Source organism: Micromonospora sp. PTRAS2 (assembly GCF_054052245.1).
Map to the genome: position 1 here is coordinate 133,196 of NZ_JBSWBU010000003.1, position 26,836 is coordinate 160,031.

27 protein-coding genes and 2 tRNA genes are annotated in these 26,836 nt (G+C 74.4%); 12 read left to right on the forward strand and 17 right to left on the reverse strand.

Going from position 1 to position 26,836, the window contains the following annotated elements:
• Position 1 precedes the first annotated feature (1 nt).
• Positions 2-1,591: an MDR family MFS transporter gene (locus ACVMYR_RS11385; protein WP_457121796.1), complete on the reverse strand. Its 1,590-nt coding sequence runs from the start codon at positions 1,589-1,591 to the stop codon at positions 2-4.
• 112 nt (positions 1,592-1,703) lie between these two features.
• Here ACVMYR_RS11385 and ACVMYR_RS11390 point away from each other — a divergent pair, with 112 nt between their 5' ends.
• Positions 1,704-2,267, forward strand: a complete 564-nt coding sequence (locus ACVMYR_RS11390) for a TetR/AcrR family transcriptional regulator (protein ID WP_077938456.1) — start codon at positions 1,704-1,706, stop codon at positions 2,265-2,267.
• Positions 2,268-2,444: 177 nt separating this feature from the next.
• Here ACVMYR_RS11390 and ACVMYR_RS11395 read toward each other — a convergent pair whose 3' ends face one another.
• Positions 2,445-2,957, reverse strand: a complete 513-nt coding sequence (locus ACVMYR_RS11395; RefSeq protein ID WP_431894149.1) for a GNAT family N-acetyltransferase — start codon at positions 2,955-2,957, stop codon at positions 2,445-2,447.
• Positions 2,954-3,169, reverse strand: coding sequence for a biotin/lipoyl-binding carrier protein (locus tag ACVMYR_RS11400; RefSeq protein ID WP_077938454.1), 216 nt, complete (start codon positions 3,167-3,169; stop codon positions 2,954-2,956). The genes ACVMYR_RS11395 and ACVMYR_RS11400 overlap by 4 nt, the downstream gene beginning before the upstream one ends.
• Positions 3,170-3,455: 286 nt before the next feature.
• Here ACVMYR_RS11400 and ACVMYR_RS11405 point away from each other — a divergent pair, with 286 nt between their 5' ends.
• Entirely contained in the window at positions 3,456-3,530 is a 75-nt protein-coding gene (locus tag ACVMYR_RS11405) for a 50S ribosomal protein bL37 (protein ID WP_369752275.1), read from the forward strand.
• Positions 3,531-3,647: 117 nt separating this feature from the next.
• On the opposite strand, the gene rsrA is transcribed toward ACVMYR_RS11405, so the two are convergent.
• From rsrA to ACVMYR_RS11430, 5 genes are all read right to left on the reverse strand, one after another.
• The gene (gene rsrA / locus ACVMYR_RS11410) at positions 3,648-3,935 is read right to left on the reverse strand and encodes a mycothiol system anti-sigma-R factor (protein ID WP_074472685.1); all 288 of its coding nucleotides are present in this window, start codon (positions 3,933-3,935) and stop codon (positions 3,648-3,650) included.
• A 1-nt stretch (position 3,936) separates the two neighbouring features.
• Positions 3,937-4,770 carry a sigma-70 family RNA polymerase sigma factor gene (locus tag ACVMYR_RS11415; protein ID WP_077938453.1) on the reverse strand — a complete coding sequence of 278 codons (834 nt, stop codon included), beginning with the start codon at positions 4,768-4,770 and terminating at the stop codon, positions 3,937-3,939.
• A gap of 229 nt (positions 4,771-4,999) precedes the next feature.
• Complete coding sequence (locus tag ACVMYR_RS11420; RefSeq protein WP_077938452.1) at positions 5,000-5,617, reverse strand: alpha/beta hydrolase family protein; 618 nt, start codon at positions 5,615-5,617, stop codon at positions 5,000-5,002.
• 156 nt (positions 5,618-5,773) lie between these two features.
• Positions 5,774-6,166, reverse strand: a complete 393-nt coding sequence (locus tag ACVMYR_RS11425) for a WhiB family transcriptional regulator (RefSeq protein WP_077938451.1) — start codon at positions 6,164-6,166, stop codon at positions 5,774-5,776.
• A 199-nt stretch (positions 6,167-6,365) separates the two neighbouring features.
• The gene (locus tag ACVMYR_RS11430; protein ID WP_077938450.1) at positions 6,366-7,073 is read right to left on the reverse strand and encodes an SOS response-associated peptidase; all 708 of its coding nucleotides are present in this window, start codon (positions 7,071-7,073) and stop codon (positions 6,366-6,368) included.
• A gap of 149 nt (positions 7,074-7,222) precedes the next feature.
• Between ACVMYR_RS11430 and aroA the strand changes: the two genes are divergently transcribed.
• From aroA to ACVMYR_RS11450, 4 genes are all read left to right on the forward strand, one after another.
• A complete protein-coding gene (gene aroA / locus ACVMYR_RS11435) occupies positions 7,223-8,524 on the forward strand; it encodes a 3-phosphoshikimate 1-carboxyvinyltransferase (protein ID WP_077938449.1) in 1,302 nt (433 codons plus the stop codon).
• 163 nt (positions 8,525-8,687) lie between these two features.
• Positions 8,688-9,626, forward strand: a complete 939-nt coding sequence (gene rsgA, locus ACVMYR_RS11440) for a ribosome small subunit-dependent GTPase A (protein WP_396789169.1) — start codon at positions 8,688-8,690, stop codon at positions 9,624-9,626.
• Positions 9,627-9,677: 51 nt separating this feature from the next.
• The gene (gene hisN / locus ACVMYR_RS11445) at positions 9,678-10,496 is read left to right on the forward strand and encodes a histidinol-phosphatase (RefSeq protein ID WP_457121797.1); all 819 of its coding nucleotides are present in this window, start codon (positions 9,678-9,680) and stop codon (positions 10,494-10,496) included.
• Between the two features lie 59 nt (positions 10,497-10,555).
• A complete protein-coding gene (locus tag ACVMYR_RS11450) occupies positions 10,556-11,425 on the forward strand; it encodes a hypothetical protein (RefSeq protein ID WP_255704626.1) in 870 nt (289 codons plus the stop codon).
• Positions 11,426-11,484: 59 nt separating this feature from the next.
• Here the strand turns inward: ACVMYR_RS11450 and ACVMYR_RS11455 are convergent, their stop codons facing one another.
• Positions 11,485-12,687, reverse strand: coding sequence for a glycosyltransferase (locus tag ACVMYR_RS11455; protein ID WP_077938446.1), 1,203 nt, complete (start codon positions 12,685-12,687; stop codon positions 11,485-11,487).
• Between the two features lie 175 nt (positions 12,688-12,862).
• Between ACVMYR_RS11455 and ACVMYR_RS11460 the strand changes: the two genes are divergently transcribed.
• From ACVMYR_RS11460 to ACVMYR_RS11470, 3 genes are all read left to right on the forward strand, one after another.
• Positions 12,863-13,861 carry an SDR family oxidoreductase gene (locus tag ACVMYR_RS11460; protein ID WP_457121798.1) on the forward strand — a complete coding sequence of 333 codons (999 nt, stop codon included), beginning with the start codon at positions 12,863-12,865 and terminating at the stop codon, positions 13,859-13,861.
• On the forward strand, positions 13,861-14,640 hold the full coding sequence (locus tag ACVMYR_RS11465; protein ID WP_091276978.1) for an ATP-binding protein: 780 nt from the start codon (positions 13,861-13,863) through the stop codon (positions 14,638-14,640). Before ACVMYR_RS11460 ends, ACVMYR_RS11465 begins: the two co-directional genes overlap by 1 nt.
• Before the next feature lie 95 nt (positions 14,641-14,735).
• Positions 14,736-15,308, forward strand: a complete 573-nt coding sequence (locus tag ACVMYR_RS11470; protein ID WP_043965868.1) for a DUF5709 domain-containing protein — start codon at positions 14,736-14,738, stop codon at positions 15,306-15,308.
• Positions 15,309-15,375: 67 nt separating this feature from the next.
• Here ACVMYR_RS11470 and ACVMYR_RS11475 read toward each other — a convergent pair whose 3' ends face one another.
• Together ACVMYR_RS11475 and macS are read right to left on the reverse strand one after the other, a co-directional pair.
• The gene (locus ACVMYR_RS11475; protein ID WP_077938462.1) at positions 15,376-16,041 is read right to left on the reverse strand and encodes a response regulator; all 666 of its coding nucleotides are present in this window, start codon (positions 16,039-16,041) and stop codon (positions 15,376-15,378) included.
• Positions 16,042-16,136: 95 nt separating this feature from the next.
• Entirely contained in the window at positions 16,137-17,288 is a 1,152-nt protein-coding gene (macS, locus tag ACVMYR_RS11480; protein ID WP_396789120.1) for a MacS family sensor histidine kinase, read from the reverse strand.
• 80 nt (positions 17,289-17,368) lie between these two features.
• Between macS and ACVMYR_RS11485 the strand changes: the two genes are divergently transcribed.
• Positions 17,369-17,827, forward strand: coding sequence for an ATP-binding protein (locus ACVMYR_RS11485; RefSeq protein ID WP_077938442.1), 459 nt, complete (start codon positions 17,369-17,371; stop codon positions 17,825-17,827).
• Between the two features lie 65 nt (positions 17,828-17,892).
• Positions 17,893-19,380: a glycerol kinase GlpK gene (gene glpK, locus ACVMYR_RS11490; protein ID WP_457121799.1), complete on the forward strand. Its 1,488-nt coding sequence runs from the start codon at positions 17,893-17,895 to the stop codon at positions 19,378-19,380.
• A 48-nt stretch (positions 19,381-19,428) separates the two neighbouring features.
• Here glpK and ACVMYR_RS11495 read toward each other — a convergent pair whose 3' ends face one another.
• Positions 19,429-20,262, reverse strand: a complete 834-nt coding sequence (locus tag ACVMYR_RS11495) for a phosphoribosylaminoimidazolesuccinocarboxamide synthase (RefSeq protein WP_077938440.1) — start codon at positions 20,260-20,262, stop codon at positions 19,429-19,431.
• 129 nt (positions 20,263-20,391) lie between these two features.
• On the opposite strand from ACVMYR_RS11495, the gene ACVMYR_RS11500 reads away from it, so the two are divergent.
• On the forward strand, positions 20,392-21,723 hold the full coding sequence (locus ACVMYR_RS11500; protein ID WP_077938439.1) for an ABC transporter substrate-binding protein: 1,332 nt from the start codon (positions 20,392-20,394) through the stop codon (positions 21,721-21,723).
• Positions 21,724-21,766: 43 nt separating this feature from the next.
• On the opposite strand, the gene ACVMYR_RS11505 is transcribed toward ACVMYR_RS11500, so the two are convergent.
• The 5 genes from ACVMYR_RS11505 to ACVMYR_RS11525 all read right to left on the reverse strand — a co-directional run bounded on the left by ACVMYR_RS11505 (position 21,767) and on the right by ACVMYR_RS11525 (position 26,789).
• Positions 21,767-22,018: a hypothetical protein gene (locus ACVMYR_RS11505; RefSeq protein WP_043965858.1), complete on the reverse strand. Its 252-nt coding sequence runs from the start codon at positions 22,016-22,018 to the stop codon at positions 21,767-21,769.
• 209 nt (positions 22,019-22,227) lie between these two features.
• Positions 22,228-22,301 (reverse strand) — tRNA-Met (locus ACVMYR_RS11510).
• Positions 22,302-22,516: 215 nt separating this feature from the next.
• A tRNA-Met gene (locus ACVMYR_RS11515) sits at positions 22,517-22,590 on the reverse strand.
• A gap of 72 nt (positions 22,591-22,662) precedes the next feature.
• Positions 22,663-25,653, reverse strand: coding sequence for a UPF0182 family membrane protein (locus ACVMYR_RS11520; protein WP_396789121.1), 2,991 nt, complete (start codon positions 25,651-25,653; stop codon positions 22,663-22,665).
• Positions 25,654-25,775: 122 nt separating this feature from the next.
• A complete protein-coding gene (locus ACVMYR_RS11525; protein ID WP_176734128.1) occupies positions 25,776-26,789 on the reverse strand; it encodes a YlbL family protein in 1,014 nt (337 codons plus the stop codon).
• Positions 26,790-26,836: the final 47 nt, after the last annotated feature.

Consider the following 26,836-nt stretch of genomic DNA (forward strand, 5'->3'; position numbering starts at 1 on the left):
GTCAGACCGCCGCGGCCTTGCCCAGGGCCGTCTCGGCCTGCTCCTCCGGCGTGGCGGCCGGCGGGGCGTCGTTCGTCGAGCGCAGCGGGATCTCCCGGATGAACCAGGCCAGCACCGGCACCAGCACGGTGAACAGCACCGCCCACCAGAAGACGTGCGAGATGGCGTCGGCGAGACCGCTGAGCACCAGCTCCCGGGCCTGCGCCGGCAGCTCCTTGAGCTTGTCGAGGTCGATCTGGCCGCCCTCGCCGCCCCCGCCGCTGAACGCGGACCCGGCGGGCGAGTCGGCGAGCCGGTTGGCGAAGATCGCGCCGAACAGCGAGATGCCGAACGAGCCGCCGATGGAGCGGAAGAAGGTGGCCGCGCCGCTGGCCGCGCCGAGGTCCTTCTGCTCGACGCTGTTCTGCGCGATCAGCATCGAGGTCTGCATGAGGAAGCCCATGCCGACGCCGAGGACGATAATGTAGAGCGAGGACTCCGCCTTGCCGGTGCCCACGTCGAGCCGGGTCAGCAGGGCCAGGCCGAGGGTCATCACCACGCCGCCGACGATCGGGAAGATCCGGTACCGGCCGGTCTTCGTGATCGCCCGGCCGACCACCAGCGAGACCACCAGCATGCCGAACATCAGCGGGAGCAGCAGCAGGCCGCTGTTGGTGGCCGACGCCCCCTGCACGGTCTGCTGGTAGAGCGGCAGGAAGTTCATCGCCCCGAACATGGCGAAGCCGAGCAGGAAGCCGATCATCGAGATCAGCGCGAAGTTGCGGTTGGCGAACAGCCCCAGCGGCAGGATCGGTTCCGCCGCGCGCCGCTCCACGAAGCCGAACACGACCAGGCTCACCAGGGCCAGGGCGGACAGGCCGAGGATCTGCGGCGAGGCCCAGTCGTAGGAGCTGCCGCCCCAGGTGGTGATCAGCACGATCGCGGTGATGCCGACCGAGAGCAGCCCCGCGCCGAGCCAGTCGATCCGGTGCTCGGTGCGGTACTTCGGCAGGTGCATGGTGGTGGCGAGCACCAGCAGCGCGACGCCGCCGAGCGGCAGGTTGACGTAGAACGCCCAGCGCCACGAGAGGTTGTCGGTGATGAAGCCGCCGACCAGCGGCCCGGCGACCATGGCGATGGCCATGATGCCGGCCATCATGCCCTGGTAGCGGCCCCGCTCCCGGGGCGGGACCAGGTCGCCGATGATCGCCATCACGCCGACCATCAGCCCGCCCGCGCCGAGGCCCTGGACGGCCCGGAAGGCGATCAGCTCGATCATGCCGCTGTCGGCGCCCCCGAACACGCCGGAGCCGGCCATCCCGCACAGCGCGGAGCCGACCAGGAAGATGCCCACGGAGGTCAGGAAGACCGCCTTGCGGCCGTAGAGGTCGCCGAGCTTGCCCCAGATGGGGGTGGAGACGGTGGTGCCCAGCACGTACGCGGTGACGACCCAGGTGAAGTGGTCCACCCCGCCGAACTCGCCGACGATGCGCGGCAGCGCGGTGCTGACGATCATGTTGTCGAGCATCGCGAGCATCATCGCGATCATGAGGCCGAAGAGGACGACCCGGACGTTGGGTCGTCGCTCCGCGCCCTCGACTTCCTGACTCATCGGTAAGCTCCCCCCGGGATGTGACCGACTTACTTGCCGGCCGGCTAGTTACCTTACTAGCCGCACGGTAAGTTGGGAGGCAACTGGTCGTCAAGCGAGTTGGGTGGTTCGGGTGAGAGAGAGCACAGGCACGCGGGAGCGCATCAAGGCCGTGGCCCTCGAACTCTTCACCGAGCAGGGCTACGAGAAGACATCGCTGCGCGAGATCGCCGAGCGGCTGAACGTGACGAAGGCCGCCCTCTACTACCACTTCAAGAGCAAGGACGAGATCGTCAGCAGCTTCGTCGAGGAGCGGCTGGACCGGATGGACGCGCTGATCGCCTGGGCCGACGAGCAGCCCTCCACGCTGGCGACGCGGCGGGAGCTGATCGCCCGCTACGCCGACAGCATGTTCGCCACCGAACAGCCCTCGGTGATGCGCTTCTTCGAGCAGAACCAGACCGCGCTCAAGAGCCTGGCCGCCGGCCAGCAGATGCGCGACCGGATGTTCCGACTGGCCGACGCGCTGGCCCGGGGCGACGAGTCGCCCGCCGCCCAGCTGCGCGCCGCTCTGTCGCTGTTCGCCGTGCACAGCAGCTGGTTCGCCATCCGCGCCCCGCGCGTCACCGACGAGGAGCGGCGGAAGATCGCCCTGGACGTGGCCGACGAGCTGCTCGCCCGCATCGCCGACGGCTGAGCCGACACCGTCCGGCCGGACCCCGCGCCGCAGCCGGCGGAGTCCGTAGGGCCGGTGCGGCGGGAGCCCTAGGGCCGGTGCGGCGGGATCCGTAGGGCCGGTGCGGCGGGAGCCCTAGGGCCGGTGCGGCGGGATCCGTAGGGCCGGTGCGGCGGGCCGACCGGGCGCAGGGTCAGGTCAGCTCGGGCCGGGCAGCTCCCGCCGCAGGCCGAGCAGGTCCACCCCGGGCAGCGGAGACCAGTCCCGCTCCGGCGTGCGGACGAAGCCCAGCCGCTCGTAGAGCCGGTGGGCGGCCTCGGCGAGCCCGCCGCGCACGCAGATCACCACCGCCGAGCAGCCCAGCGCGGCCGCGCGGAACAGGCACGCCTCGACCAGCGCCGCGCCGACCCCCCGGCCCTGGGCCGCCGGGTCCACGGCCAGCATCCGGAACTCGGCCTCGCCGGGGCCGGAGAGCTCGGCGTACGGGGTGCCCGGCAGCACGAACGTGACCGAACCGAGCAGCTCGCCGGTGGCCCCGTCGACGGCGACCAGCACCTCGCCGCTCTCCGCCCGGGTCGCCACGTCGGCGAGGACGACACCGTAGCCGTGCTCGCCCTTGAGCTGACCGTCCGCCTCGTACGCGGCCACGGTCAGCCGGGCCACCGCCGGGAAGTCGGCCGGGGTGGCCCGCCTGACCCGCAGGCCGGTCAACCGATCACCGCGATCAGGTCACCGTCCTGCACCACGTCACCCTCGTTGACGGCGAGCTGCTGGACGACGCCGTCGGACTCGGCGACGACGGGGATCTCCATCTTCATCGACTCCAGGATCACCAGCGTGTCCCCCTCGGACACGGTGTCCCCGGCCGACGCGACGACCTTCCACACGTTCGCCACCATCTCGGCGCGGATCTCGTCGGCCATCTCCGGGTCCTCCCTCTTCCGCCAGTGTCTGCGATCGGTATCCAATCACGTGCCGGACCGTCGCGGGGCGCGTCGGCGGCCCCCGACATGCGGTACCCGTCGCGCGGGCCACCGCAACCGGGCCCGGTCGACGGAGAACCGGCCCGCCACCGGTGCCCCGGCGGACCACGGCCGCCGCGGGCCGCACTAGCATCAGCGGGTCGGCCCCGGGTGACCGGGCGACCGGTACGCGACCACCGCCGCGCTCGCCGCCGGCGGACACCGACCAGCACCCGAGGAGGTCAGCATGGCGAAGAAGGCCCGCAAGAAGAAGGCCCGGAAGAAGAGCAGCGCGAACCACGGCAAGCGCCCCAACTCCTGAGTCGCGCGGCGGGCGACCGCCGACCGCTCAGTGCTCTTCGCCGGCCATGGCCGGAGACGCCGGTGGCCCGGGTCGGATTCCGACCCGGGCCACCGGCACGTCCAGGTGCACCGGCCGTCAGTCGGCCAGCTCGCGGGACTCGCTCGTCTCGAAGACCACCAGCTCGGTGAGGCGGACCCGCAGCCGCTCCCGCAGCTGCTCGGGCGCGGTCTCGTTGCCGCAGCAGCGGGCCACCAGCGCCTTCACCTCCTGCTCCAGGCCGTATTCGCGCAGGCACGGCCCGCACTCGTCGAGGTGCCGCCGGATCAGCGTGCGGCGCTCCTCGGCGCATTCCAGGTCGAGGTAGAAGTAGACCTCGGCGAGCACCTCACGGCAGTCCGTCTCGTGCGGCTTCCCACAGCTCACGTCACACCTCCCGGCCGGCGGCGGCGGTCGAGCCCTTCGGGGACCGCGCAGCGCTGAAACCGCGCTCGGCGGCGTAGCCCTCGAGCAGCTTGCGCAGATTACGACGACCCCGGTGCAACCGCGACATCACCGTGCCGATGGGCGTGCCCATGATGTCGGCCACCTCCTTGTAGGAGAAGCCCTCGACGTCGGTGAGGTAGACCGCCAGCCGGAACTCCTCCGGCAACTGCTGGAGGGCCTCCTTGACGTCGCTGTCCGGCAGCCGGTCCAGCGCCTCGGTCTCGGCCGAACGCAGCCCGCTGGAGGTGTGCGACTCGGCCTCGGCGAGCTGCCAGTCGGTGATCTCCTCGGTCGGCGCCTGGATGGGCTGGCGCTGCCGCTTGCGGTAGGAGTTGATGTAGGTGTTGGTCAGGATCCGGTACAGCCAGGCCTTCAGGTTCGTGCCCTGCTCGAACTGGTGGAAGGCCGCGTACGCCTTCAGGTACGTCTCCTGGACCAGGTCCTCGGCATCCGCCGGGTTGCGGGTCATCCGCAGCCCGGCAGCGTAGAGCTGGTCGACGAATGGCATCGCGTCCCGCTCGAAGCGGGCCCTGCGCTCGTCCGTCTTCTCGGTGGTCAACCGCACATCCCCTCGCGTCGGATGCTTTCCCGCCGAGGATACGCGCCTGACACTGCCCGCAGATTCACTTTCGGCCGGTGTGCTGGTCCTCACCACGGCGGGCCACCGTGGCCCGACCGGCCCCGCCACCACGGGCCATTCCGGTCCGCCCAGCAGCTTCCTGAGCTGCTGCGCCTCCCGTTCGTCCCGTTCCCGGCTCCGCGTCTCGGTCGGCACCGGTCACACCCCCCTGAAGCAGAAGTCTCTTCCGTGGGGGGTAACGCGGGGCGCGGGCCCCGGCATTCCGGCCCGCCGGCCCCGTTCCTGGTCCCGGCCCCGACTCCGGCGGGTGTCGGCGCTGGGACCAGGAAGGGCCTGGGAGGGACGGTGCCGGCCGCCCGGACCGGGCCTCCGACACCATCGGAGACAACGAGGCGTACGGCCCCGGGTCACGGCCCGGGGCGCCTCAGGGCGACGCCCAGCCCCGCGCGCGCAACCAGTCGACGACCACCGCGGCCGTCCCGGCCGGATCGCCGGCCAGGTCGTGCCGCTCGCCGGGCCGGACCACCACCCGCACCCCCGGGCCGGGCTCGGGCACGCCGAAGGGGTCCCGGTCGCCGTTGACCACCAGCGTCGGCAGCCCGGTGGCCAGTTCCGCCGCCCGGGAGCGCTCCGGCCGACCCGGCGGATGCAGCGGGAACGCCAGGGCCACCACCGCGTCCGCGCCGACGGCGGTCGCGGTGCGGCAGGCCACCCGGGCGCCGCTGGACCGGCCACCGACCACGAGCGTGGGCACGGCGGGGTGCCGTCGGCGCAGCTCGGCCAGGACCGCCGTCCACGCCTCGTCGAGGTGCCCGGCGGGGGCCGGCGCGCGCCGGCCGGCGACCCGGTAGGGCTGGGTCACCCGGCACACGACGAGCCCGGCGGGGGCCGCCGCGTCCCGTAGCGCGCCCAGGTCCGGCGCGTCGACGTCACCGCCCGCGCCGTGCCCGAGCACCAGCAGCGCCTTCGGCGGGCCGGCGGGCAGGTCGGTGTCGACCCGGGCCGGTCCGCGCGGGGTGACGATCTCGTCCGCGTCTCGCACGGGCCCATTCTGCGGGTCACCGCCGCGAGCCGACGGCGCACCGCACCGACGCCGCCCGGAGGCAGGCACCACGGCCGCCCCGCCCTGGTCGGACCGCCCTGGTCGGACCGCCGCCGGCCGTCCCGCCCTTGCCGGTGGGCGGGACGGCCGGGGCGGTCAGCTCAGCGGGACCAGGGTGAGCAGCCGGTCCCGCACCGGCGGGCCGGCCTCGTCGGCCGCGTCCGGGTCTGGGTCGACCTCGCTGCGCCAGGCGACCAGCATGGCCCGGCGCTCGCGGGGTGTGGTGCCGCCCCACACGCCGTGGCAGTCACCGACCTCCAGCGCCCAGGCCAGGCACGATCCCTGCACGTCACAGCTGCGGCAGAGCGCGACGGCCGCGTCGGCCGGCTCGTTGGGCGCCGGAAAGAACGTCTCCGGATCCACGCTCTGGCAGGTGCCTCTGGTGCGCCAGGCTTCGTCGTGCCGCCGTTCACGCAACGCCCGCAACAGTCGCGGATCTCGTCGTGCGGCAGCCACCTCATGCGGGCGGGGCATACGCGCCCGTGTCATCCACCCACCTCCCCCGTGGGACCGGAAAGATCGATGAGTGCCGTTCGCACCGTACGAATCGTCACCCACTACCGGCGCTGTGTTGTATCGCACTTTCAGACACCGGGACAAGAGTCTTCCGTAAAGATGACTAAAAGCTTGGCCGACGATTCGCCCGCAACTCTGGCAAATCAGCACGCGACAATGCCCCCGGCAACTGTCAGAAAAGCGTCACCTCGGCGGCCGGGGCGGCCGGGGCGGGCACCCGCGTGATCAACTCCGGCCCGTCGTTGCGGACGTTGCCGACCGCCGAACCGACCGGCCGGATCTCCAGCCCCGCCAGCCACCCGGGATCGGGCGGGGTCAGCAGGTCCGTTGGCTCGTCGGTCGGGCCCAGCCAGGACGCCCACCGGCCCCGGGGCAGCAGCAGGGGCATCCGCTCGTGCACCCGGGCCAGCTCGCCCACCGCGGCGGTGGTCAGCACGCTGAAGGTGAGCACGGGCCCGGCGGGCCCCTCCCAGACCGACCAGATGCCCGCCAGGGCGAGCACCGACGAGTCGGCCGGGGTCATGAAGTAGGGCTGCCGACCGCCCTCGGGCAGCCGGACCCACTCGTACCAGCCGTCGGCGGGCACGAGGCAGCGCCGACGGGCGAACGCGGGCGCGTACGCCCGGCTGGTGGCCACCGTCTCCGCCCGCGCGTTGATCATGCGGGCCCCGGCGGCGGGCGACTTCGACCAGGGCGGCAGGAACCCCCAGCGGCCGGCGGACAGGGCGCGGTGGCCCTCCGGCGTGAGCCGCACCAACGGCACGGTCGTCGTGGGGGCGACGTTGTGGCTCGACCGGGCCCGGCCCTGCGTCTCGTCGGACGACTCGAACACGGCACTCAGGTCGACCGCGCTCCGGGTCGTGGCGTACCTCCCGCACATGGGGCACACGCTAACGCCCCGGGCCGCGTTCGGCTGTCCCGCCGACGGCCGTCCCGGTCGCGGGCCCGGCCCCGGGACGGCCGTCCCGCCCACCGGGAGCGCGCCCGGCGGCCGGTCGGGCGGCGGCCGGGGCACGGCAGAATGTGACCGTGGGGAACACGACCGCGACCCGGCCGCTACGGCCGTGGACCGCTCCGACCGCGTCCGACCCGGTGGTTGCCACGCTGCGGCTGCCCGGCTCCAAGTCGATGACCGCCCGCGCGCTGGTGCTCAGCGCCCTGGCCGGCGGCCCCTCCACCATCGCCGGGCCGCTGCGCGCCCGCGACACCGAGCTGATGGCCGGCGGCCTGCGGGCCCTCGGCGCGCACATGTCGATCACCGACGACGACCGCTGGCTGGTCCGGCCCCACCCGCTGGCCGGCCCGGCGCACGTCGACGTCGGCCTCGCCGGCACCATCATGCGGTTCGTGCCCCCGGTCGCCGGGCTCGCCGAGGGGCGGATCACCTTCGACGGCGACCCGCAGGCCCGCACCCGCCCGCTGGGCCCGCTGATCGACGCGCTGCGCTCCCTCGGGGTGCGGGTCGAGTCCCCGGCCACCGGCAGCCTCCCGCTGACCGTCTTCGGCACCGGGAGCGTGGCCGGCGGCGAGGTGGTCATCGACGCCTCCGCCTCCAGCCAGCTCGTCTCCGGCCTGCTGCTGGCCGCGCCGCGCTTCGACCGGGGCGTGGTGGTCCGGCACGTCGGCCCGCCGGTGCCGTCCGCGCCGCACCTGCGGATGACCGTGCAGATGCTGCGGGCCGCCGGGGCGGCCGTCGATGACGGCACCCCCGACGTCTGGGTCGTCGAGCCGGGGCCGCTGACCGGGCGGGGCTGGGAGATCGAGCCCGACCTGTCGGGCGCGGTGCCGTTCTTCGCCGCGGCGCTGGTCACCGGCGGCGAGGTGACGTTGCGGGGCTGGCCGCGCGGCAGCGCCCAGCCCGTCGAGCAGCTCCGCACGCTGCTGCACCGGATGGGCGGCGAGGTGGTCCTCACCACCGACGGGCTGACCGTGCGCGGCACCGGCGTGGTGCACGGCATCGAGGCCGACCTCTCCGACGTCAGCGAGCTGACCCCGGCGCTGACCGCGCTCGCCGTGCTCGCCGACTCGCCGTCCCGGTTCACCGGCGTGGCACACATCCGGGGGCACGAGACCGACCGGATCGCCGCGCTCGCCCGCGAGTTCACCGGTCTCGGCGCCGACCTCACCGAGTCGGCCGACGGGCTGGAGATCCGGCCCCGGCCGCTGCACGGCGGGCAGTTCCGGACGTACCACGACCACCGGATGGCGCACGCCGCCGCGGTGACCGGCCTGGCGGTCCCCGGCATCGAGCTCGACGACGTGTCGTGCACCTCGAAGACCATGCCGGAGTTCCCCGGGCTATGGTCGGCGATGGTGACCGGAGAGAGCTGACACGGCGGAGGGCGTCCTGGCGACGAAACGGCGGGAGTACGACGAGGACGACGTACGGGTCCGGCCCGGCAGGTCGTCGCGCCCGCGCACCCGCACGAGACCCCGGCACGCCGACGCCGTCGACGGCTTCGTCATCGCCGTGGACCGGGGCCGCTACACGTGCGTGCTGCCCGACGTCGGCCCCGACGCCCCGCTGGTGACCGCCATGCGGGCCCGGGAGCTGGGCCGCAAGTCGGTGGTGGTGGGCGACCGGGTGGGCCTGGTCGGGGACACCTCCGGGGCGGACGGCGCGCTGGCCCGCATCGTCCGGATCGCCGAGCGCACCTCGGTGCTGCGGCGCACCGCCGACGACGACGAGAACACCGCCGAGGGGCGGCTGGAGCGGGTCGTGGTGGCCAACGCCGACCAGCTCGTCATCGTCAGCGCGCTGGCCGACCCGCCGCCGCGCACCGGGTTCATCGACCGCTGCCTGGTCGCCGCGTACGACGCCGACATCGAGCCGCTGCTCTGCCTCACCAAGGCCGACCTGGCCGGCCCGGAGCAGGTGCTCGGCTACTACGCCGAGCTGGAGCTGCCGTACGTGCTGTTGCGGCCCGACGCCGACCTCGACGCGCTGCGCGACCTGCTCGCCGGCCGGGTGTCGGTCCTGGTGGGCCACTCCGGGGTGGGCAAGTCGACGCTGGTCAACCGCCTCGTCCCGGACGCCGACCGGGCGGTCGGGGTGGTCAGCGCGATCGGCCGGGGCCGGCACACCTCGACCAGCGCGGTGGCGCTGCGGCTGCCGCCCCGCCCCGGCATCGTCGCCGACCCGGGCTGGATCGTCGACACCCCGGGGGTGCGCAGCTTCGGGCTGGCGCACGTCTCGGCCGACAGCCTGCTGCACGGCTTCCCCGACCTGGTGGAGGGCACGGTCGACTGCCCGGCGAACTGCCAGCACACCGCCGAGGAGGCCGACTGCGCGCTGGACGCGTGGGTGGCCGCCGGCAAGGCCGACGAGCGCCGGCTCGCCTCGTACCGCCGGCTGCTGGCCTCCCGGTCCGGGGAGGGCGACAGCCGCGAGCCCGACCAGCGCAACCCGGGCGACCCGCTGGAGGGGTCGTGACCGGCGACCCGCCGGCAGGAGCGTGACCGGGCCGCCGCTACCGTTTGCGGCATGACCGGGTACGCCGACGACCTCGCCCTCGCCCACCTGCTCGCCGACGCCGCGGACGCCATCTCCACGGCCCGGTTCCGGGCCCTCGACCTGCGGGTGGAGGCGAAGCCGGACCTGACCCCGGTCTCCGACGCCGACACCGCCGTGGAGCGGGAGATCCGGGCGCTGCTGGCGGCGCACCGCCCCGGCGACGGCCTGCTCGGCGAGGAGTACGGCGGGCAGCCCCCGGCCACCCCGGGCGGGCGGCGCTGGGTGGTCGACCCGATCGACGGCACCAAGAACTTCGTCCGGGGGGTGCCCGTCTGGGCCACCCTGATCGCCCTGCTGGAGGGCGACCGGCCGGTGCTCGGGCTGGTCTCCGCGCCGGCGCTGGGCCGCCGCTGGTGGGGCGCGCTCGGCGCGGGCGCGTACGCCGGCCCGGACGCCGCGCACGGCACGCCGATCCGGGTGTCGGCGGTGACCCGCCTCGCCGACGCCAGCTTCTGCTACTCGTCGCTGTCGGGGTGGGAGTCAGCCGGCCTGCTGGAGCCGGTGCTCCAGCTCATGCGGGACACCTGGCGCAGCCGGGCCTACGGCGACTTCTACGGCTACATGCTGCTCGCCGAGGGTGCCCTGGACGTGATGGTCGAGCCGGAACTGTCCCTGTGGGACATCGCCGCGCTGGTGCCGATCGTGACCGAGGCGGGCGGGACGTTCACCGACCTGGCCGGGCGGCCCGCCCCGGGCGGCGACGCCTCGGTGGAGAACAGCGCCGTGGCCAGCAACGGGCCGCTGCACGCCGACATCCTGGCGAGGCTGGGTCGGCCGGCCGAGCGCTGAGCGCCGCCAGCCTCTATCCTCGCCAGGTGGTGTCCTCCGGTTGGTGCTTCCTGGCGGCGATGATCGTCGCGTACGGCTTCGCCAACCTGCTCCAGTCCGTGGCCGCGGCGCGGACCACCGTGCACCACACCTTCGATCCGGGGCTGCTGCTGCGGCTGGCCGGCCACCGCACGTACCTCGTGGGCCTCGCCTGCCAGGTCGGCGGCTTCGTGCTGGCTTTCCTGGCCCGCCGGGACCTGCCGCTGTTCCTGGTCCAGGCCAGTGTGGCGGCGGGGCTCGGGGTGACCGCGATCCTCGGCGTGCTGGTGCTCAAGTGGCGGCTGCCCACCGCCGAGGTCGCGCTGCTGGTGCTGCTCGTCGTCGGGGTCACCGGCCTGGTGCTGTCGGCGCAGCCGGCGCAGTCCCGGCCGCTCGGGCCCGCCGGCCTGGTCGCGCTGGCGGCGGCGCTCGCGGTGATCGCCGTGGTCGGCTTCTTCGCGGTACGGCTGCACGGCTCGCCCGGGTCGGTGGCGCTCGGCTCGCTGGCCGGGCTGGCCTTCTCCGCCGCGGCGGTGGCCGCCCGCCCGCTGGCCGCCGTGACGAGCGTGGAGGGGTTCGTCCGGGACCCGCTGCTCTACCTGCTGGTGGCCCACTCGCTGGTCGGTCAGCTCCTGCTCGGCCTGGCCATGCAGCGCGGCTCGACCACGGCGGCGGTGGCCGCGATGGACGCGGCCGGGGCGGTGCCCGCCGCGATCGTCGGGCTGCTCCTGCTCAACGACAAGATCTGGCCCGGCCGGGAGTGGCTGGCCGCCCTCGGCTTCCTGGCCACGCTGGCCGCGGTGATCGGGCTGACGCGCTACGCCGAGCCGCAGCACCACCACGAGGTGGCGGCCCGGGAACACGCCCGGGGGATGCTCCCCGCCGGCGCACCGGCCCGCCCCCGCCGCTGACCGGCCCGCCCCGGCAGCCTCCACGCCGGGCCGGTCCGGGCGTGCCGGGCCGGTTCGGGCTACGCCGCCTCGACCGGCCTGCGCCGCAGCACCACCCGCTCGTAGAGCCGCTCCAGCGCGCCGGCCGTGCGTTCCCACGTGTAGCTGCACCGGACCCGGTCCACGGCGGCGTGCCCGTACGCGAACCGGCCCGCGTTGTCGGCGAGCAGTCGGCGCAGGGTCATCCCGAGGGCCCGCACGTCGCCCGGCGGCACCAGCTTCCCGGTGACCTCGTCGACGACGGCGTCGGCGATGCCGCCCATCGCGTACCCGACGACCGGCACGCCGCAGGCCATCGCCTCCAGCGAGACCCGGCCTGCGGAGGAGTAGTGCGGGGTGCAGGCCACCACGTCGGCCGAGCGGTACCAGGTGGCCATCTGGTCGTGCGGCACCGCGCCGACCAGCGTCACCTGCTCGGCCACCCCCGTGCGCTCGGCCAGCTCGCGCAGCCGGCGCGCCTCGGCGTGGCCGGCGAGCTGGTCGGCCGGCGGGCCGCCGGCGATCACCAGCTCGGCGTCGCCGACCAGCCGCATCGCCCGGATCAGGTCGTCGTGGCCGTGCCCGGGCGTCAGGCCGCCCACGGAGAGGATGCGCGAGCGCTGGTCGCGCGGGGCCGCCTCGCCGTCCGGGTGGAACTGGTCGGTGTCCACCCCGGTGGGGACCATCGCCACCGAGCTGCGTTGCAGCCCCATCCGGGTCAGCTCGTCGACCTCGTCGTTGCACTGGGCGACCGCGATGTCCACCGCCCGGGTCAGGGCCCGCTCCAGCGGGATGCGGGTGCCGGGGCCGTCGTAGCCGGGGCCGAGGTGGCGCAGCTGCTCCACGCCGAGCGAGTGGAAGGTCTGCACGACGGGGATGTCGGTCTCGCGCACCGCGTGCGCGGCGGCCAGGCCGCCGACCCAGTAGTGCCCGTGCACCACCTCCGGGGACCACCCGCCGGCCCACCGGTCGGCCAGCCACCGGCCGAACTCCGACACGTGCCCGACCAGCTCGGCGGTGGGCATCGGCGCGGCCGGGCCGACCGGCACCCGCTCCACCCGGTAGCCGTCGACCTCCGCCGTGGCGGGCAGCGCGGGATCGTCCCGGCGCTCGTACACGTGCACGTCGTGGCCGCGCCCGGCCAGCTCGGCGGCGACCCGCGCGATGTGCTCGCGCGTGCCGACCACCGGGCCGTCGGCGGGCCGCGACGGGCCGGAGTGCGCGCACACTAGGCCGACGCGCATGGGTCACCTCCATGCGGTTGGTTGAGCTGGTGGGTCCTCCCGGTCAGAGGGTCCCATTAACCGCGCCGCTCGGAGCCGAAACCTGGCAAGTCCCCCGCCGGGGCCGCCGGTCGCCGGTCGCCGATCCGGTCCGGGCCGCCGGCATGAGCGGGGCCCACCGGGGTACGGGCGTGGAATGGCCTTGACCCGCACCCTCGACGACGCCGTCGTCGTGCTCACCGGCGCCTCCAGCGGCATCGGCACCGCCACCGCGTACGCCCTCGCCCGGCGGGGCGCGGCCGTGGCGCTGGCGGCCCGCAGCGAGGACGCCCTGGAGCGGGTGGCGGCGCGGTGCCGGGAGCTGGGCGGCCAGGCGCTCGTCGTGCCCACGGACGTCACGGACCCGGTCGCCGTGGAGATCCTCGCCGCCCGCGCGGCGGAGGAGTTCGGCCGGATCGACGCCTGGATCAACAACGCGGCGGTGAGCGCGGTCGGGCTGTTCGACGAGATACCGGTGCGGGAGTTCCGCCGGGTGCTGGAGGTGAACCTGCTCGGCACCGTGCACGGCATGCGGGCCGCCCTGCCGTACCTCGCGGCGGCCGGCGGCGGGGTCCTGGTCAACAACGCCTCCGTGCTGGCCGAGGTGGCGATGCCCTACCAGTCGGCGTACAACGCCACCAAGCACGGCATCCGGGGGCTGGCCGACACGGTGCGGCAGGAGCTGCGGCTCACCGGGCGGGGGAACGTCTCCGTGTGCACGGTGCTGCCGGCGAGCATCGACACCCCGTTCTTCCGGCACGCCGCCAACCACACCGGGCGGGAGCTGGTGCCGCCCCCACCGGTGTACCCGCCGGAGCTGGTGGCCGAGACCATCGTCCGGGTGCTGCGCCGGCCGCGCCGCGAGGCGTACGCCGGGGGCGCCGCCCGGCTGCTCGGCGCGCAGTGGCGGCTGGCCCCCGCGCTGGCCGAACGGGTCCTCGGCTGGTATGTCCACCGCACCCAGTTCGGGCCCGCCGGCCGGCCGGACAGCGCCGGCAACGTCTTCGCCGCCGACGCGGCCGCACGGCGGGACGGCGGGTGGCACGGCCGGCGGCGGCAACTGGTCCGGATGACGACCGCCTTCGGGCTCGCCGCGGCCGGCACGGCGGTCGGCACGCTGGCGGCCCGGGCCCGGCGGACCCGGACGGCGCGCTGATGAACTCCCCCGACCGGCAGGATGCGCGGTTCGTCGCCACGGCGCACAATGGGACGATCATGCCGACCGACCTGCGCTGCGTGGTGGAGACGGACGAGTCGTCCGGAGTGCTCCGGTTGACGGGGGTGCTCGACGCCGCCGGCACCGCCGCCGTCCGGGACGCGCTGCTCGTGCGGCTCTGCGACCGCCCCGGCCCGGTGGTGGTCGACCTGACCCGGCTGCGGCTGGCCGCCCCTGCCCGGGGGCTGTTCGCCGAGGTGCGCCGCGAGATCGCCGACTGGCCGGCGGCGGGGCTGCTGGTCGTCGACCCGACGGGGGCGGCGGCGGGCCCCGGGCTGCTGGTCTGCGCGACCCTGGCGGAGGCGACGGCGGCGCTGACCCGGTCCCCGATGGCAGCGGCGACCACCACCGCGCTGCCACCGGTCGTCGGCGCGGCCCGGCAGGCCCGGGCGCTGGTCACCGACGGCTGCGCCCGGTGGGGGATCGGCGCTCTGGCCGAGGCGGGCTGCATCGCGGTGACCGAGATGGTCAACAACGTGGTGGCGCACGCGCGCACCCCGATGACCCTACGGCTCGCCCCCGGCGACGGCACGCTGCACCTCGGCGTACGCGACCAGTCGCGGCGGCAGCCGCGCTACACCGGGGTGACCCCGCCGCACCTGGCCGGCGGTCGGGGCCTGCTGCTGATCGACACGGTGGCCCGCCGCTGGGGCAGCACCCTTCTGCCCGACGGCAAGCTCGTCTGGGCCGTGTTGGACCTCGCGCGCAACCCGGGCTGACTCCTGTCACCGCCGCCCCAGCGGTCCCCACGTGCCGGCCCGGACACCGGCGGGCGGATCGGTTACGGGCGGTGGGCAGTGGGTAGTGATCAGCCATGCGCGACGACGAGTACCCGACCCCCGTCTCCGACCCGGAGGCCGACGGCCTGCCCGACACCGCCGACGACGACTCGACGGCCAACGACGACGTCGAGACCGGTCGCGAGGCGGACGGCCCGGCGCCGGCCCAGCTGCCCGGCGACCGCACGCCCGTGGCGGTGGACCGGTACGGCACCACCGCCGAGGAGCAGCTCGACGGCGAGTCGCTGGACTACAAGCTCCAGCGGGAGAGCTTCGAGCGCCCCGCCGACGACCCGTTGGCCGGACCGGTCGACCCGGACATCGCGGCCGAGGCGGACAGCGAGGAGGCCGCCGCCCAGGCGCAGCTCGACGCCGACGTGATCGACCCGGGCCCCACCTCGGACCCGCACTCCCCCGTCTCCATCTACGACCACGGCCAGCTCGGCAGCGTCGCCGACGCCGAGGTCGGCCGGCTGGTGGAACCGGACGAGGGGGCGCACAGCGACCTGGAGACCGACAACGTCGCGTACGACGCGGGATCAGCCGGCGGCGGGGCGAGCGCCGAGGAGCTGGCGATCCACGAGACCCGGCCGCCCGGCGCGCACTGACCGGCCCGCCGCGCCCGGCTGGCCGGTTGCGCCGGCCTGCGGGTCGGTCGCGCCCGGCCCCGACGCCTCAGTCGTCGAGGCCCCGCTCGATCGCGTAGCGGGTCAGCTCGACCCGGTTGTGCAGCTGGAGCTTGCCGAGCGTGTTCTGCACGTGGTTCTGCACCGTCCGGTGGGACAGCCCGAGCCGCTCGGCGATCTGCTTGTACGACATCCCCTTGGCGACCAGGCGCAGCACCTCGGTCTCGCGGTCGGTGAGCCGGGGCGCGTCGGCGTGGCGGTCCACCGCGGCGGTGCCCCGGCTCGCGGCGGGACCGCCCGCGCCCGCCGCGAGCCGGCGGAACTCCCCGAGCACCAGGCCGGCCAGGCCGGGGGTGAAGACCGGCTCGCCGGCGGCGGTGCGGCGCACCGCGTCCAGGAACTCGGCCGGGGCCGCCGACTTCACCAGGTAGCCGGTCGCGCCGGCCTTCACCGCGTCCAGGACGCTCTGCTGTTCGCCGCTGGCCGAGAGCATCAGCACCCGCACCTCGGGCAGCGCCGCGCGCAGCCCCCGGATGACCTCCACCCCGGAGATGTCCGGCAGTTGCAGGTCGAGCACCACCAGGTCGGGCCGGGCGGCGGGGGCGACCCGCACGGCCTGGCGGCCCTCCCCGCTGGTGGCGACCACGAGGTGCCCGGCCTCGGTGAGGTCGCGGGCCACCCCCTCCCGCCACATCGGGTGGTCGTCCACCACCATCACCCGCACGCCGGCCGGGGCGTTCGCGGCGGGCGCGTCCGGGCCGGTGGCCGGCGACCGTGGGCCGGTCGGCGGGGGCGGGGCGTCGGCGGCGCTCACCGGGGCGTCCTCGGCACGGTCAGCTCGACCTCGGTGCCCGCTCCCGGTGTGGAGGTGATGGTGACCGTGCCGCCCAGGTCGGCGACGCGGCCCCGGATCGACTGCGCCACCCCGAGCCGGCCCTGCCGGACGGCCTCGTCGAGCCGGCCCGCCGGGATGCCCGGGCCCTCGTCGCGTACCGAGACCGTCACCGTCTCCCCCTCGTCCTCGATGAGCACCCAGGCCCGGCCACCCGCGTGCCGGCGCACGTTGTCCAGCGTCGCCCCGGTCGCGTCGGCCAGTTCCCGGGCCACCAGCGCGGGCAGCGGGACGCCGGTGGCCGGTGCCGACAGCGAGACCGTAGCCGAGGCGTACCGGCCGAGCAGGGCACGCAGGTCGAGGGTGTCCTGCCCCACCGGGTCGGCGTCGCCGGGGGGCGCCGCCCCGGCGATCAGGGCGCGCAGGGCGGCCTCCTGCTCCCCCGCCAGCCGGGCCAGCTCGCCGGCCTCCCCGTCCAGGTGGGCGCCGCGCCGCTGCACCAGCGCGAGCACCTGGAGCACCGAGTCGTGGATGTCCCGGGCCAGCCGTTCCCGCTCCCGGGTCGCGGCCTCCAGCTCCACCGCCCGGTGCAGCCGCTGCTCGGCGGTCACCGCCAGCCGGGCGACGTGCCCGACCACCGCCCCGGCCATCAGCAGCAGGATCGAGCCGGTGAGGGCGGACTGGCCGATCCGCTCCCGGGCCGCCAGGTCGGCCGCGCACACCGCCAGCGCGGCCACGGTGCCGCGCCGCCGGCCGCCGGAGACGGCCCAGGCGAGCACCGGCCCGGCCAGCCACACCACGGCGAGGCTGGGCGCGCCGGTCGCGAGGGCCGCCCGGCCGACCGCCCAGGGGCTGACCTGCAGCACCCCGACCACGACGGCGAGGTCGGCGACCAGCAGCGGCCAGCCCCGTCGGGCGGGACGGGCGTAGCCGAGGGCGGTGGTCACCGTCCAGCCGAGCATCACGAGCAGGACGACGCCGGCGACCACCGGGTGGGCGTACCCGCGGGCGTCGCGCGCGACGATCAGGCCGACGTACGCCAGGGCGGCGAACCGGAACACCGCGACGGCCCGCCAGAGCGGGACCTCGAATCCACCGGGCGTCGACGGCACCCCGACACGATGCCACACGCCCCCTCCCCAGCCGTGATCGTCCTTCGGGCGGGACGCGACCCGCCGCCACCTGCCCCGGGAAGGGCGGACGATCATGGCTGCCCCGACCGACACGGCGTACGGTTGTGCCCATCGACACCACCCTCCTGATCGCCGAAGCCTTCGACCAGGCCCAGGTGACCGAGCTCCGGCACTCGGTCACCTCCTGCGCCCGCGCCGTCGGGCTGCGCGGGCAACGGCTGGACGACTTCGTGCTGGCCGTCAACGAGCTGCTCACCAACGCGGTGCGGCACGGCGGCGGGCGGGGGTGGCTGCGGCTGTGGCGCCAGCCGGGGCGGCTGGTCTGCGAGGTCGCCGACCACGGCCGGGGGATCAGCTCCCGGCGGCTCGACGACCGGAGCCGCCCCGCGCCCGACACCGCGGGCGGCTGGGGCCTCTGGCTGGCCCGGGAGCTGAGCGACGCGATGGACGTCGAGACCGGCCCGGCCGGCACCACGGTCCGCATCGGCATGCCCCTCGCCCCGGCCCTCGGCGCCGGCGAGCGCGCCCCGGACTGACCCGCCGGGCCCCGGCCGGGCGGCGGTGGGCGGCGGACCGGCGGTGGGGCGGGTACGGTGCTGCGGTGACCGGAGAGTACGTCGCCGCCATCGACCAGGGCACCACCTCGTCCCGGTGCCTCGTCTTCGACCGGGCCGGGGAGATCGTCTCCGTGGCCCAGCGCGAGCACCGGCAGCACTTCCCCCGGCCGGGCTGGGTCGAGCACGACGCCGAGGAGATCTGGGACAACGTGCGGCTCGTCGTCCGCGAGGCGCTCGACGCGGCCGGCACCGGCCCGGAACGGCTCGCCGCCGTCGGCATCACCAACCAGCGGGAGACCACCGTCGTCTGGGACCGCGCCACGGGCCGGCCGGTCGCCAACGCCATCGTCTGGCAGGACACCCGCACCGGGCCGCAGCTGCGCGCGCTCGACGAGGCGTACGGCGAGCAGCGGCTGTGCGAGCGCACCGGGCTGCGGCTGGCCACCTACTTCGCGGGCCCGAAGCTGCGCTGGCTGCTGGACAACGTCGACGGGCTGCGCGCGCGGGCCGAGCGGGGCGAGGTGCTGTTCGGCACCATGGACAGCTGGCTGATCTGGAAGCTGACCGGCCGACACGTCACCGACGTGACGAACGCGAGCCGCACCATGCTGATGGGCCTGGACACCCTCGACTGGGATCCGGAGCTGCTCGACGCGCTCGGCGTGCCGGCCGCGATGCTCCCCGAGATCCGCAGCTCGGCCGAGGTCTACGGCACCGCCACCGACGGGCCGCTCGCCGGGGTGCCGGTGGCCAGCGCCCTCGGCGACCAGCAGGCCGCCCTGTTCGGGCAGACCTGCTTCCAGCCGGGCGAGGCCAAGTGCACGTACGGCACCGGCAGCTTCCTGCTGCTCAACACCGGCGCGAGCCCGGTGATCTCCTCGCACGGGCTGCTGACCACCCTCGCGTACCGGATCGAGGGGCAGCCCGCCGCCTACGCGCTGGAGGGCGCGATCGCGGTCACCGGCTCGCTGGTGCAGTGGCTGCGGGACAACCTCGGCCTGATCTCCACCGCCGCCGAGGTGGAGGAGCTGGCCCGCACGGTCGACGACAACGGCGGCTGCTACGTGGTGCCGGCGTTCTCCGGGCTGTTCGCCCCGCACTGGCGCAGCGACGCGCGCGGGGTGGTCGCCGGGCTGACCGGCTACATCACCAAGGGGCACCTGGCCCGGGCGGCGCTGGAGGCGTCGGCCTGGCAGACCCGCGAGGTGGTCGACGCGATGAACGCCGACTCCGACGTGGCGCTGCGCCGGCTGCGGGTCGACGGCGGGATGACCGCCAACGGCCTGCTCATGCAGTTCCTCGCCGACGTGCTGGACGTGCCGGTGGTCCGCTCCCGGATCACGGAGACGACCTGCCTCGGCGCCGCGTACGCGGCGGGCCTCGCCGTGGGCTTCTGGCCGGACCTGGCCACCCTGCGCGCCCAGTGGCGCTCCGACGCGCAGTGGACCGCCGCGATGGACCCGGACGAGCGGGACCGGGAGCTGCGCCAGTGGCGCAAGGCCGTGCAGCGCACCCTCGACTGGGTGGACTGACCCGGCACCGGTCGGCCCGGCACCGGCCCGCCGCCGGACCGGCGGGTGTCAGGACCAGGTGCTGCCGGTGAGCTTCTCGTAGACCTCGACGTAGCGGGCCCGGGTCGCCTCGATCACCTCGGCGGGCACCTCGGGGGCCGGTGGCCGCTTGTCCCAGCCGCCGCCGGTCGCCCAGTCGCGGACGTACTGCTTGTCGTAGGAGAACTGGGCCCGGCCCGGCTGGTACGACTCGGCCGGCCAGAACCGCGACGAGTCGGAGGTGAGCACCTCGTCGCCGAGGACGAGGGTGCCGTCCGCCGCCCAGCCCAGCTCGATCTTGGTGTCGGCGACCAGGATGCCCCGGTCGGCGGCCAGCTCCGCGCCCCGGCAGTAGATGTCGAGGGTGATCTGCCGCAGCCGCGCGGCGGTCTCCGCGCCGACCTTGTCCACCACCTGCTGGTAGGAGATCGGCTCGTCGTGCTCGCCCTTGGGGGCCTTCGTCGACGGGGTGAAGATCGGCTCGGGCAGGATCGACGCCTCGACCAGGCCCCGGGGCAGCCGCACGCCGGAGACCGCGCCGGTGCGCTCGTACTCGGCGAGGCCGCCGCCGGTGAGGTAGCCCCGCGCGACGCACTCGACCGGGACCATCTCCAGCCGCCGGCAGCGGATCGCCCGGCCGGCGAACTCCGCCGGCACGTCCGTGGCGGAGACGACGTGGTTCGGCACCAGGTCGGCGAGCTGCTCGAACCACCACAGGGACAGCGCGGTGAGCAGGCGGCCCTTGTCCGGCACCGGGGTCGGCAGCACCACGTCGTAGATCGAGATCCGGTCGGAGGCGACCAGGATCAGGTCGTCGCCGTCGGCGTAGACGTCCCGGACCTTGCCCGAGTGCAGAAGTTCCACGCGCCCTAGTACACCACGGGCCGGCAGACGCCCCGGGACGGCCACCCGTCGGGCCGCACGGCCGTTGACACCCGCCCGCGCCGGCTGTGTAAATGGTCCGACCCCACGTTGGAAAGATCAGGAGCGCCCGTGCCCGACGCCCGTACCCCACCGAACCGCACCGGCCCGGACCCGGGCCGGCGGCGGCTGCTCGGTGCGCTGCTCGGGGCGCCGTTCGCGGCGACCGGCCTCGCGGGCTGCGGCAGCCGGGAGGAGGACCGCCCGGTCGAGGACGGGCCGGTCGAGCTGTCGGTCTTCTGGTACGGCACCGCCGCCCGGGCCGAGCTGACCGAGAAGGCGCTGCGGCTCTACTCCTCCCGCAACAACCTGGTCAGCTTCCGGGTCACCTGGCAGGGCCTGCCCGGCTACTACGACCGGCTGGCCACCCAGGCCGCCGGCGGCAACGTGCCAGACCTGATCCAGCTCGACGACACCGTCCTCGCCGAGTACGCCCGGCGGGAGATCCTGCTCGACCTCGGCGGATACGTCGCCGACCAGCGGCTCGACCTGCGCGGGCTCCCGCCGGACCTGGCGCGCTACGGCGAGGTGGACGGGCGCACCGTGGCGGTCGCCGCCGCCCAGACGACCGCCGCCCTCGTCTACAACCGCAGCCTGCTGCGCCGGCTCGGGGTCGCCGAGCCCCGCACCGGCATGTCCTGGCCCGCGTACGTCGACTGGGCGGCGCGGGTCACCCGGGCCGCCGACGGCCGGGTGGCCGGCACGATGGACCCGTCCGGCGACCACCGGGCGCTCTGGCTGTGGCTGCGGTCCCGGGGCGCCGAGTTGTACCAGGGCCGGCAGCTCGGCTTCGGCGCGAACGAGCTGGTCGACTGGTTCGAGCTGTGGCAGAACGCGCGGGCCCGGCAGGCCACCCCGAGCGCCGCCCTGGTGGACCAGGCCGACGGCGGAGAGCCGACCCGGCAACTGGTGGTGACCGGCCACACGGCCGCGTCGTTCGCCTGGGCCCACCAGTTCCCCGAGTTCCGGCGGCAGACCAGGGACGAGCTGGCCCTGGCCGCGTTCCCCGGGCCACCGGCGGCGCAGTGGCCGCGCGCCTCGATGTACTGGGCGGGCTTCCGGGGCACCCGGCACCCCGCACTGGTGGCCGACGTCATCCAGTTCCTCACCAACAACATGGAGGCCGGCCTGGCCCTCGGCCACGAACGCGGGGTGAGCCCCAACCTCGCCATCCGCCGATACGTGCGGGAGAGCCTGGCCGACCCGGGGCAGCAGGCCGCCGCCGCCCTCGCGGAGGCCGTGGCCGCCCAGCTCGGCCCGGCCCCCGGCCCGCCGCCGAAGGGGCACGCCCGGGTCCGGACCCTGCTCGTCGAGACGGCCGAGGGCGTCCGCTCCGGCCGGGCCGGGATCCGCGCGGCCACCACCCGGTTCGTCGCCCAGGCCGAGGCCGCCCTGGCCTCCTGACCACCCGCGTCGTTCCGTCGCCCGGCGTCGCCGACAGGACGGGTCAGCGCGGCGGGCGGTTTCGCCGGTTGCGCATGAGCAGCAGCACCAGCAGGACGATCCCGCCGACGACGACCAGGCAGCACAGCAGCCCGAGGAAGCCGACGCCGCCGCCCCGGGACCGCCGCTTGGCGGCCTCCACCACGAGCTCCCCCGTGCCGGTGGACGCCCAGGCCGCGACCGGGACGAAGACCGACAGCACGACCGCACCGAGGACCGTGCTGAGCCGGCCCCACCACTTGTTCCACGAAGACATGCCCCCATCCTCGCCGAGGAACGCAAGTGGGGCACGCGGGACGGCCGGGGATGCGCCCGACGGCATCGCCCGACGGCACGACGGACGGCATCGCCCCAGCTTCGCGGCCGAGAGCTGGACAGGGCCTCGCGCGAGGAGGAGACACGGAGCCTCGCGCGCAGGAATAGGCGAAGGGCCCCGGAGCGAACTCCGGGGCCCTTCCGAACGAGTAGCGGGGACAGGATTTGAACCTGCGACCTCTGGGTTATGAGCCCAGCGAGCTACCGAGCTGCTCCACCCCGCGTCGGCTTTTATAGCTTAGCCCATCCCCGCAGCGGAGATCAGCGGGCCCCCCGAAAGCCGCCCGCCCCCATCCGAGAAGCCAGCATGCGAGAAGCCAGCGCGCGAAGGGCCAGCGCGTGCGGACCAGCGCGTGCGGACCAGCGCGCGAAGGGCCAGCACGTGGAAGGCTGTCACGCGAAAGGCCCCGGAGCGAACTCCGGGGCCCTTCCGAACGAGTAGCGGGGACAGGATTTGAACCTGCGACCTCTGGGTTATGAGCCCAGCGAGCTACCGAGCTGCTCCACCCCGCGTCGGCTCGTTAACCCTAACCCACCGCCCCCGCGGGCCGCAAAACGGCCCACGGGGCGGGGCGTAACCGCTGGTCATCCCCCTGCCGGCGCCGACGGCGACGGAGCGGAGCCGCCACTGGGTGAGGCGGACGGCGACGCCGAGGGCGCGGCCGGGGCGGCCGGGCTGGCCGCCTGCTGGGCCTGCTGGAACGCCGTCATCGCCTCGTCCAGGGCCTTGAGCGCCCGGCCGTACCGCTCGAAGTCGCCGGACGTCTGCGCGGCCTTGACCTCGGCGATGGCCGACTGCACCTTGGCCGCCGCCTCGGCCAGCTCGCCGGTCAGCGGCGGGGCGTTGCTGCCGTCGCCCGGGGGCGGGGTGCCGCCGGTCGGCGGCGGGGTCCCGCCCTCGGCGGCCTGCTTGCCCTGCTCGACGAGCTGCTTGATGCCGTCGGTCAGGTTGTTGGCCAGCACCACGTACGAGCCGCCGTCGCCGTAGGAGAGCAGCACCTTCTGCAACAGTGGATACGCGTCCTGCTGGTTGCTCTTGACGTAGACCGGCTCGACGTACAGCATCCCGTCGCCGAACGGCAGCGACAGCAGGTTGCCGTACTGCACCTGGGCCTGGTTGGAGGAGAGCAGGTTCAGCTGCTGCCGGATGTTGGCGTTGTTGGTCATCTGCTGGTGCACCTGCACCGGCCCGGAGATCCGGGTCTGGTCGGGCAGCTCCAGCACCTCCAGCTGCGGCTTGCCGTCGACGTACGAGCCGGAGATCAACGCGGCGAGGTTCTGCCGGCCGTTCGGGGTGACGGCGGAGGTGAGCTGGAAGCGCGGCGCGGCCTGCCCCGGGAACTGCGTCCACAGGTAGTACGGCGGCTGCTTCTGCCCGCCGTCGGGGTTGTCCGGCACGTTCGGCACCTGCCAGAAGTCCTGCGCCGAGTAGAAGTCGCCCGGGTCGGTGACGTGGAACTTGGTCAGCAGGTTGCGCTGCACCTTGAACAGGTCGGCCGGGTACCGGAAGTGCTCCCGCAGCTCGGCCGGGATCTTGTCGTTCGGCAGCACCAGGTCCCCGCCGAACGCCTTGTTCCACGCCTTGAGCACCGGGTCGGTCTGGTCGAACTCGTACAGCCGGACCGTGCCGTCGTACGCGTCGACCGTGGCCTTGACCGAGTTGCGGATGTAGTTGACGTTCTCCCGGGCGAGCTGGAACGTGCCCCGGCCGGTCAGCTCGTCGGTGGTCTCCGACTGGAGGTTGACCCGCTCGGCGTACGGGTAGGTCGCGGCCGTGGTGTAGCCGTCGACGATCCACTGCACCCGACCGCCGACCACCGCCGGGTACGGGTCGCCGTCGAGGGTGAGGAACGGCGCGACCTTCTCCACCCGGTCCCGGGGGTTACGCACGTACAGCAGCTTCGAGTTCTCGTTGACGGCCTCGGAGAGCAGGAAGTTGGACTCCTGCTCCTTGATCGCGTAGAGCAGCCGGCGGCTGAACGAGCCGATCTCGACGCCGCCCTCGCCCGTGTACGTGTAGTACTGCTCGCCGCCGGTCTGGGTCGGCCGGTCGAACTCGGCGTTGCGCTCCGGGTTGGCCTGCCCGACGATCGCGTAGTCCTCGGGCTCCATCCGCTCGCCGTAGTAGATGCGCGGCTGGGTGGCCGGGATCTGCTCGGTCTGCGCCGAGCACGCCTCCTGGGTCTTCTCGCCGAGGAAGCCCGAGACGAAGTACGGCTGGCCGCCGCACACCACCTGGTTGGCCGGCGCGGCCACCAGCCCGTAGCCGTGGGTGTAGACGGTGTGCCGGTTGATCCAGGTGTTCTGCTGATCGGTCAACTCGCCGTAGTTGACCTCCCGGACGCCGACCACGTAGTCGGAGGTCTTGCCGCCCACCGCGTACCGGTCGATGTCCAGCTTCGGGCCGAAGTCGTAGAAGCCCCGGACCTGCTGGAGCTGGGTGTACGTCTCGGAGACGAGCTGCGGGTCGAGCAGCCGGACGTTCGGCACCACAGAGGCGTCGGTGCCCAGGCTCGCCGGTGGCACCAGGTTGCTCGCCGCGTACGGCTGGATCTTCGTGTCGGCCAGCCCGAACGCGGCCCGGGTGGCGTCGATGCTGCGCTCGATGTACGGCGCTTCCTTGTCCTTGGCGCTCGGCTTGACCTCGAAGGTCTGCACGGCCCACGGGTAGATGCCGCCGATGGCGACGGCGGAGACGCCGAGCAGGGCCAGCGAGATGCCCGGCCACACCAGGTTCCGCATCACCGCGTTGGAGAACACGATGATCGCGATGGCGACCACGACCGAGATGTAGGCGAGGATCTCCTTGGCCGGCAGCAGCGCGTTGATGTCGGCGTACCCGGCGCCGTAGAGCTTCGCGCCCTCGTTGTACTCCAGCAGCATGCTGCGCCGGTCCAACACGTACGCCACGGCCTTGAGCAGGACGAAGACCGCGACGAGCGTGCTCAGGTGGGCCCGCGCGGCGTTGGTCATCCGGTCCCCGACGCCCTGCAGGCGCACGCCGCCGAAGATGTAGTGCACGGCCAGCGCGCCGAGCAGGGCCAGCACCACCGCCGTGAAGCCGACGCCCAGCACGTAGCGCCAGAACGGCAGCTGGAAGACGTAGAAGCCGACGTCGACGCCGAACTCCGGGTCCTTGACGCCGAAGTCGCCGCCGTTGCGGAACAGCAGCCACTGGTTCCACCGGCTCTGCGCCGACAGCCCGGCGAAGAGGCCGACCACCAGGGCGACCAGGCTGATCCAGAGGCCGAGCCGGGGGCCGAGCACCATCCGGTAGCGTTCCAGGGTGGCCTGCTCCAGCGAGTGGGGCCGCAGCTTGGGGCGCAGCCGGTGCGCCAGCCAGAGGTTGCCGCCGACGACCAGCGCCATCGCGAGGCCGACGACGAGGAAGAGCAGCAGCCGGGTGGCCAGCACGCCGGTGAAGACCTGTGTGTATCGCACCTCGTCGAACCACAGCCAGTCCGTCCACGCCTGCACCCCCCAACCGAGGAGGGTGAAGAGAACGAACACCCCGACCAGGACTCCGATGGTGACGCGTCCGCGCCGGCTCATCCTCGGCAGGGGGCTGCTACGCATGACCACTGTTTGGCTCCGCACGCTCGATGTGATCGGCTCCGACCAGGCACCCAGAGTACGGGGTGTTCCTGAGAGTGTCGGCCCACGGTCACGCCGGGCGGCGGGTCGGGCGGGCGCATCGGTCAGCAGCGGGTGGGCTGGCCCCCGGCGCGGAGGGTCTCCAGGGCGGTGAGCGCGTCGGCCAGCGACCCCACCCTGAGCAACGGCAGGTCGGGCTGCGGGTTACGCACCGCCTCCGCGCAGTTCGCCTCCGGCACCAGGAACACCTTCGCCCCGGAGTCCTTCGCGCCGACCAGCTTCTGGGCGATCCCGCCGATCGGGCCCACCCGGCCCTCGTCGTCGATGGTGCCGGTGCCCGCGATGATCGTCCCGCCGGTGAGGTCGGCCGGTTCCAGCTTGTCCACGATCCCGAGGGCGAACATCAGGCCGGCGCTCGGCCCGCCGATGTCGCCGAGGTCGATGGAGAGGGTGAACGGGTGCGGCTGCTGCTGGTCGATCTCGACCCCGATGCGCGGCCGGCCGTCGGACTCCCGGCTGGTGATCCGGGCCGTGGCGGCGGCACCGGCGCGGGTGTAGCCGACGGTCAGGCCGGTGCCGGCCGGCTTGGCGCGGATCAGCTCGGTGAGCTTGCCCGCGCTGGTGACCGGCGTGCCGTCGACCGAAGTGACAATGTCGCCCGGGGAGAGCACCCCCTCCGACGGGCCGCCCGCCGTCACGGTCTTGACCAGCACCTGGACGGGGAATCCCAGCTCCCGCAGCGCGGCGGTCTCGGCGCTGGTCTGGGAGTTGCGGAAGTCCTCCTCGTTGCGCTGCTCGACCTCCTGCTGGGTCTCCCCCGGCGGGTAGACCAGCTCGCGGGGCACCACCGCCTCGTCGGCAGAAAACCAGCCGGCCAGCGCGGACCGCAGCCGCACCGTGGGCTGCACGCCGACCGTGGTCAGCCGCAGCTGGCCGGCGGAGGTGGACGTCGCCCGCCCGGTCACCTGGATGACCTCCTTGCCGTCCACGGTGCCGAGCGTGTTGACCGTCGGGCCGGGGCCGAGCACCACGTACGGGATGGGCGCGTTGAGCACGCCGAAGCTGAGCAGGGCGGTCAGCAGGGCACCCAGGAGGACGGTCACGCCGCGACGTCTCATGGCGGTGAGCGTACCGAGGCCGCGGCGGGATGCCCGAGGGTGACGGG

What these genes read in the sequence shown, in the direction of transcription:
- ACVMYR_RS11385 (WP_457121796.1), bottom strand. Translation starts at nt 1,591, where the DNA reads ATGAGTCAGGAAGTCGAGGGCGCGGAGCGACGACCCAACGTCCGGGTC.
- ACVMYR_RS11400 (WP_077938454.1), bottom strand. Translation starts at nt 3,169, where the DNA reads ATGGCCGACGAGATCCGCGCCGAGATGGTGGCGAACGTGTGGAAGGTC.
- ACVMYR_RS11425 (WP_077938451.1), bottom strand. Translation starts at nt 6,166, where the DNA reads ATGACACGGGCGCGTATGCCCCGCCCGCATGAGGTGGCTGCCGCACGA.
- ACVMYR_RS11430 (WP_077938450.1), bottom strand. Translation starts at nt 7,073, where the DNA reads ATGTGCGGGAGGTACGCCACGACCCGGAGCGCGGTCGACCTGAGTGCC.
- hisN (WP_457121797.1), top strand. Translation starts at nt 9,678, where the DNA reads ATGACCGGGTACGCCGACGACCTCGCCCTCGCCCACCTGCTCGCCGAC.
- ACVMYR_RS11450 (WP_255704626.1), top strand. Translation starts at nt 10,556, where the DNA reads ATGATCGTCGCGTACGGCTTCGCCAACCTGCTCCAGTCCGTGGCCGCG.
- ACVMYR_RS11455 (WP_077938446.1), bottom strand. Translation starts at nt 12,687, where the DNA reads ATGCGCGTCGGCCTAGTGTGCGCGCACTCCGGCCCGTCGCGGCCCGCC.
- ACVMYR_RS11460 (WP_457121798.1), top strand. Translation starts at nt 12,863, where the DNA reads ATGGCCTTGACCCGCACCCTCGACGACGCCGTCGTCGTGCTCACCGGC.
- ACVMYR_RS11465 (WP_091276978.1), top strand. Translation starts at nt 13,861, where the DNA reads ATGAACTCCCCCGACCGGCAGGATGCGCGGTTCGTCGCCACGGCGCAC.
- ACVMYR_RS11470 (WP_043965868.1), top strand. Translation starts at nt 14,736, where the DNA reads ATGCGCGACGACGAGTACCCGACCCCCGTCTCCGACCCGGAGGCCGAC.
- ACVMYR_RS11475 (WP_077938462.1), bottom strand. Translation starts at nt 16,041, where the DNA reads ATGGTGGTGGACGACCACCCGATGTGGCGGGAGGGGGTGGCCCGCGAC.
- ACVMYR_RS11505 (WP_043965858.1), bottom strand. Translation starts at nt 22,018, where the DNA reads ATGTCTTCGTGGAACAAGTGGTGGGGCCGGCTCAGCACGGTCCTCGGT.
- ACVMYR_RS11520 (WP_396789121.1), bottom strand. Translation starts at nt 25,653, where the DNA reads ATGCGTAGCAGCCCCCTGCCGAGGATGAGCCGGCGCGGACGCGTCACC.
- ACVMYR_RS11525 (WP_176734128.1), bottom strand. Translation starts at nt 26,789, where the DNA reads ATGAGACGTCGCGGCGTGACCGTCCTCCTGGGTGCCCTGCTGACCGCC.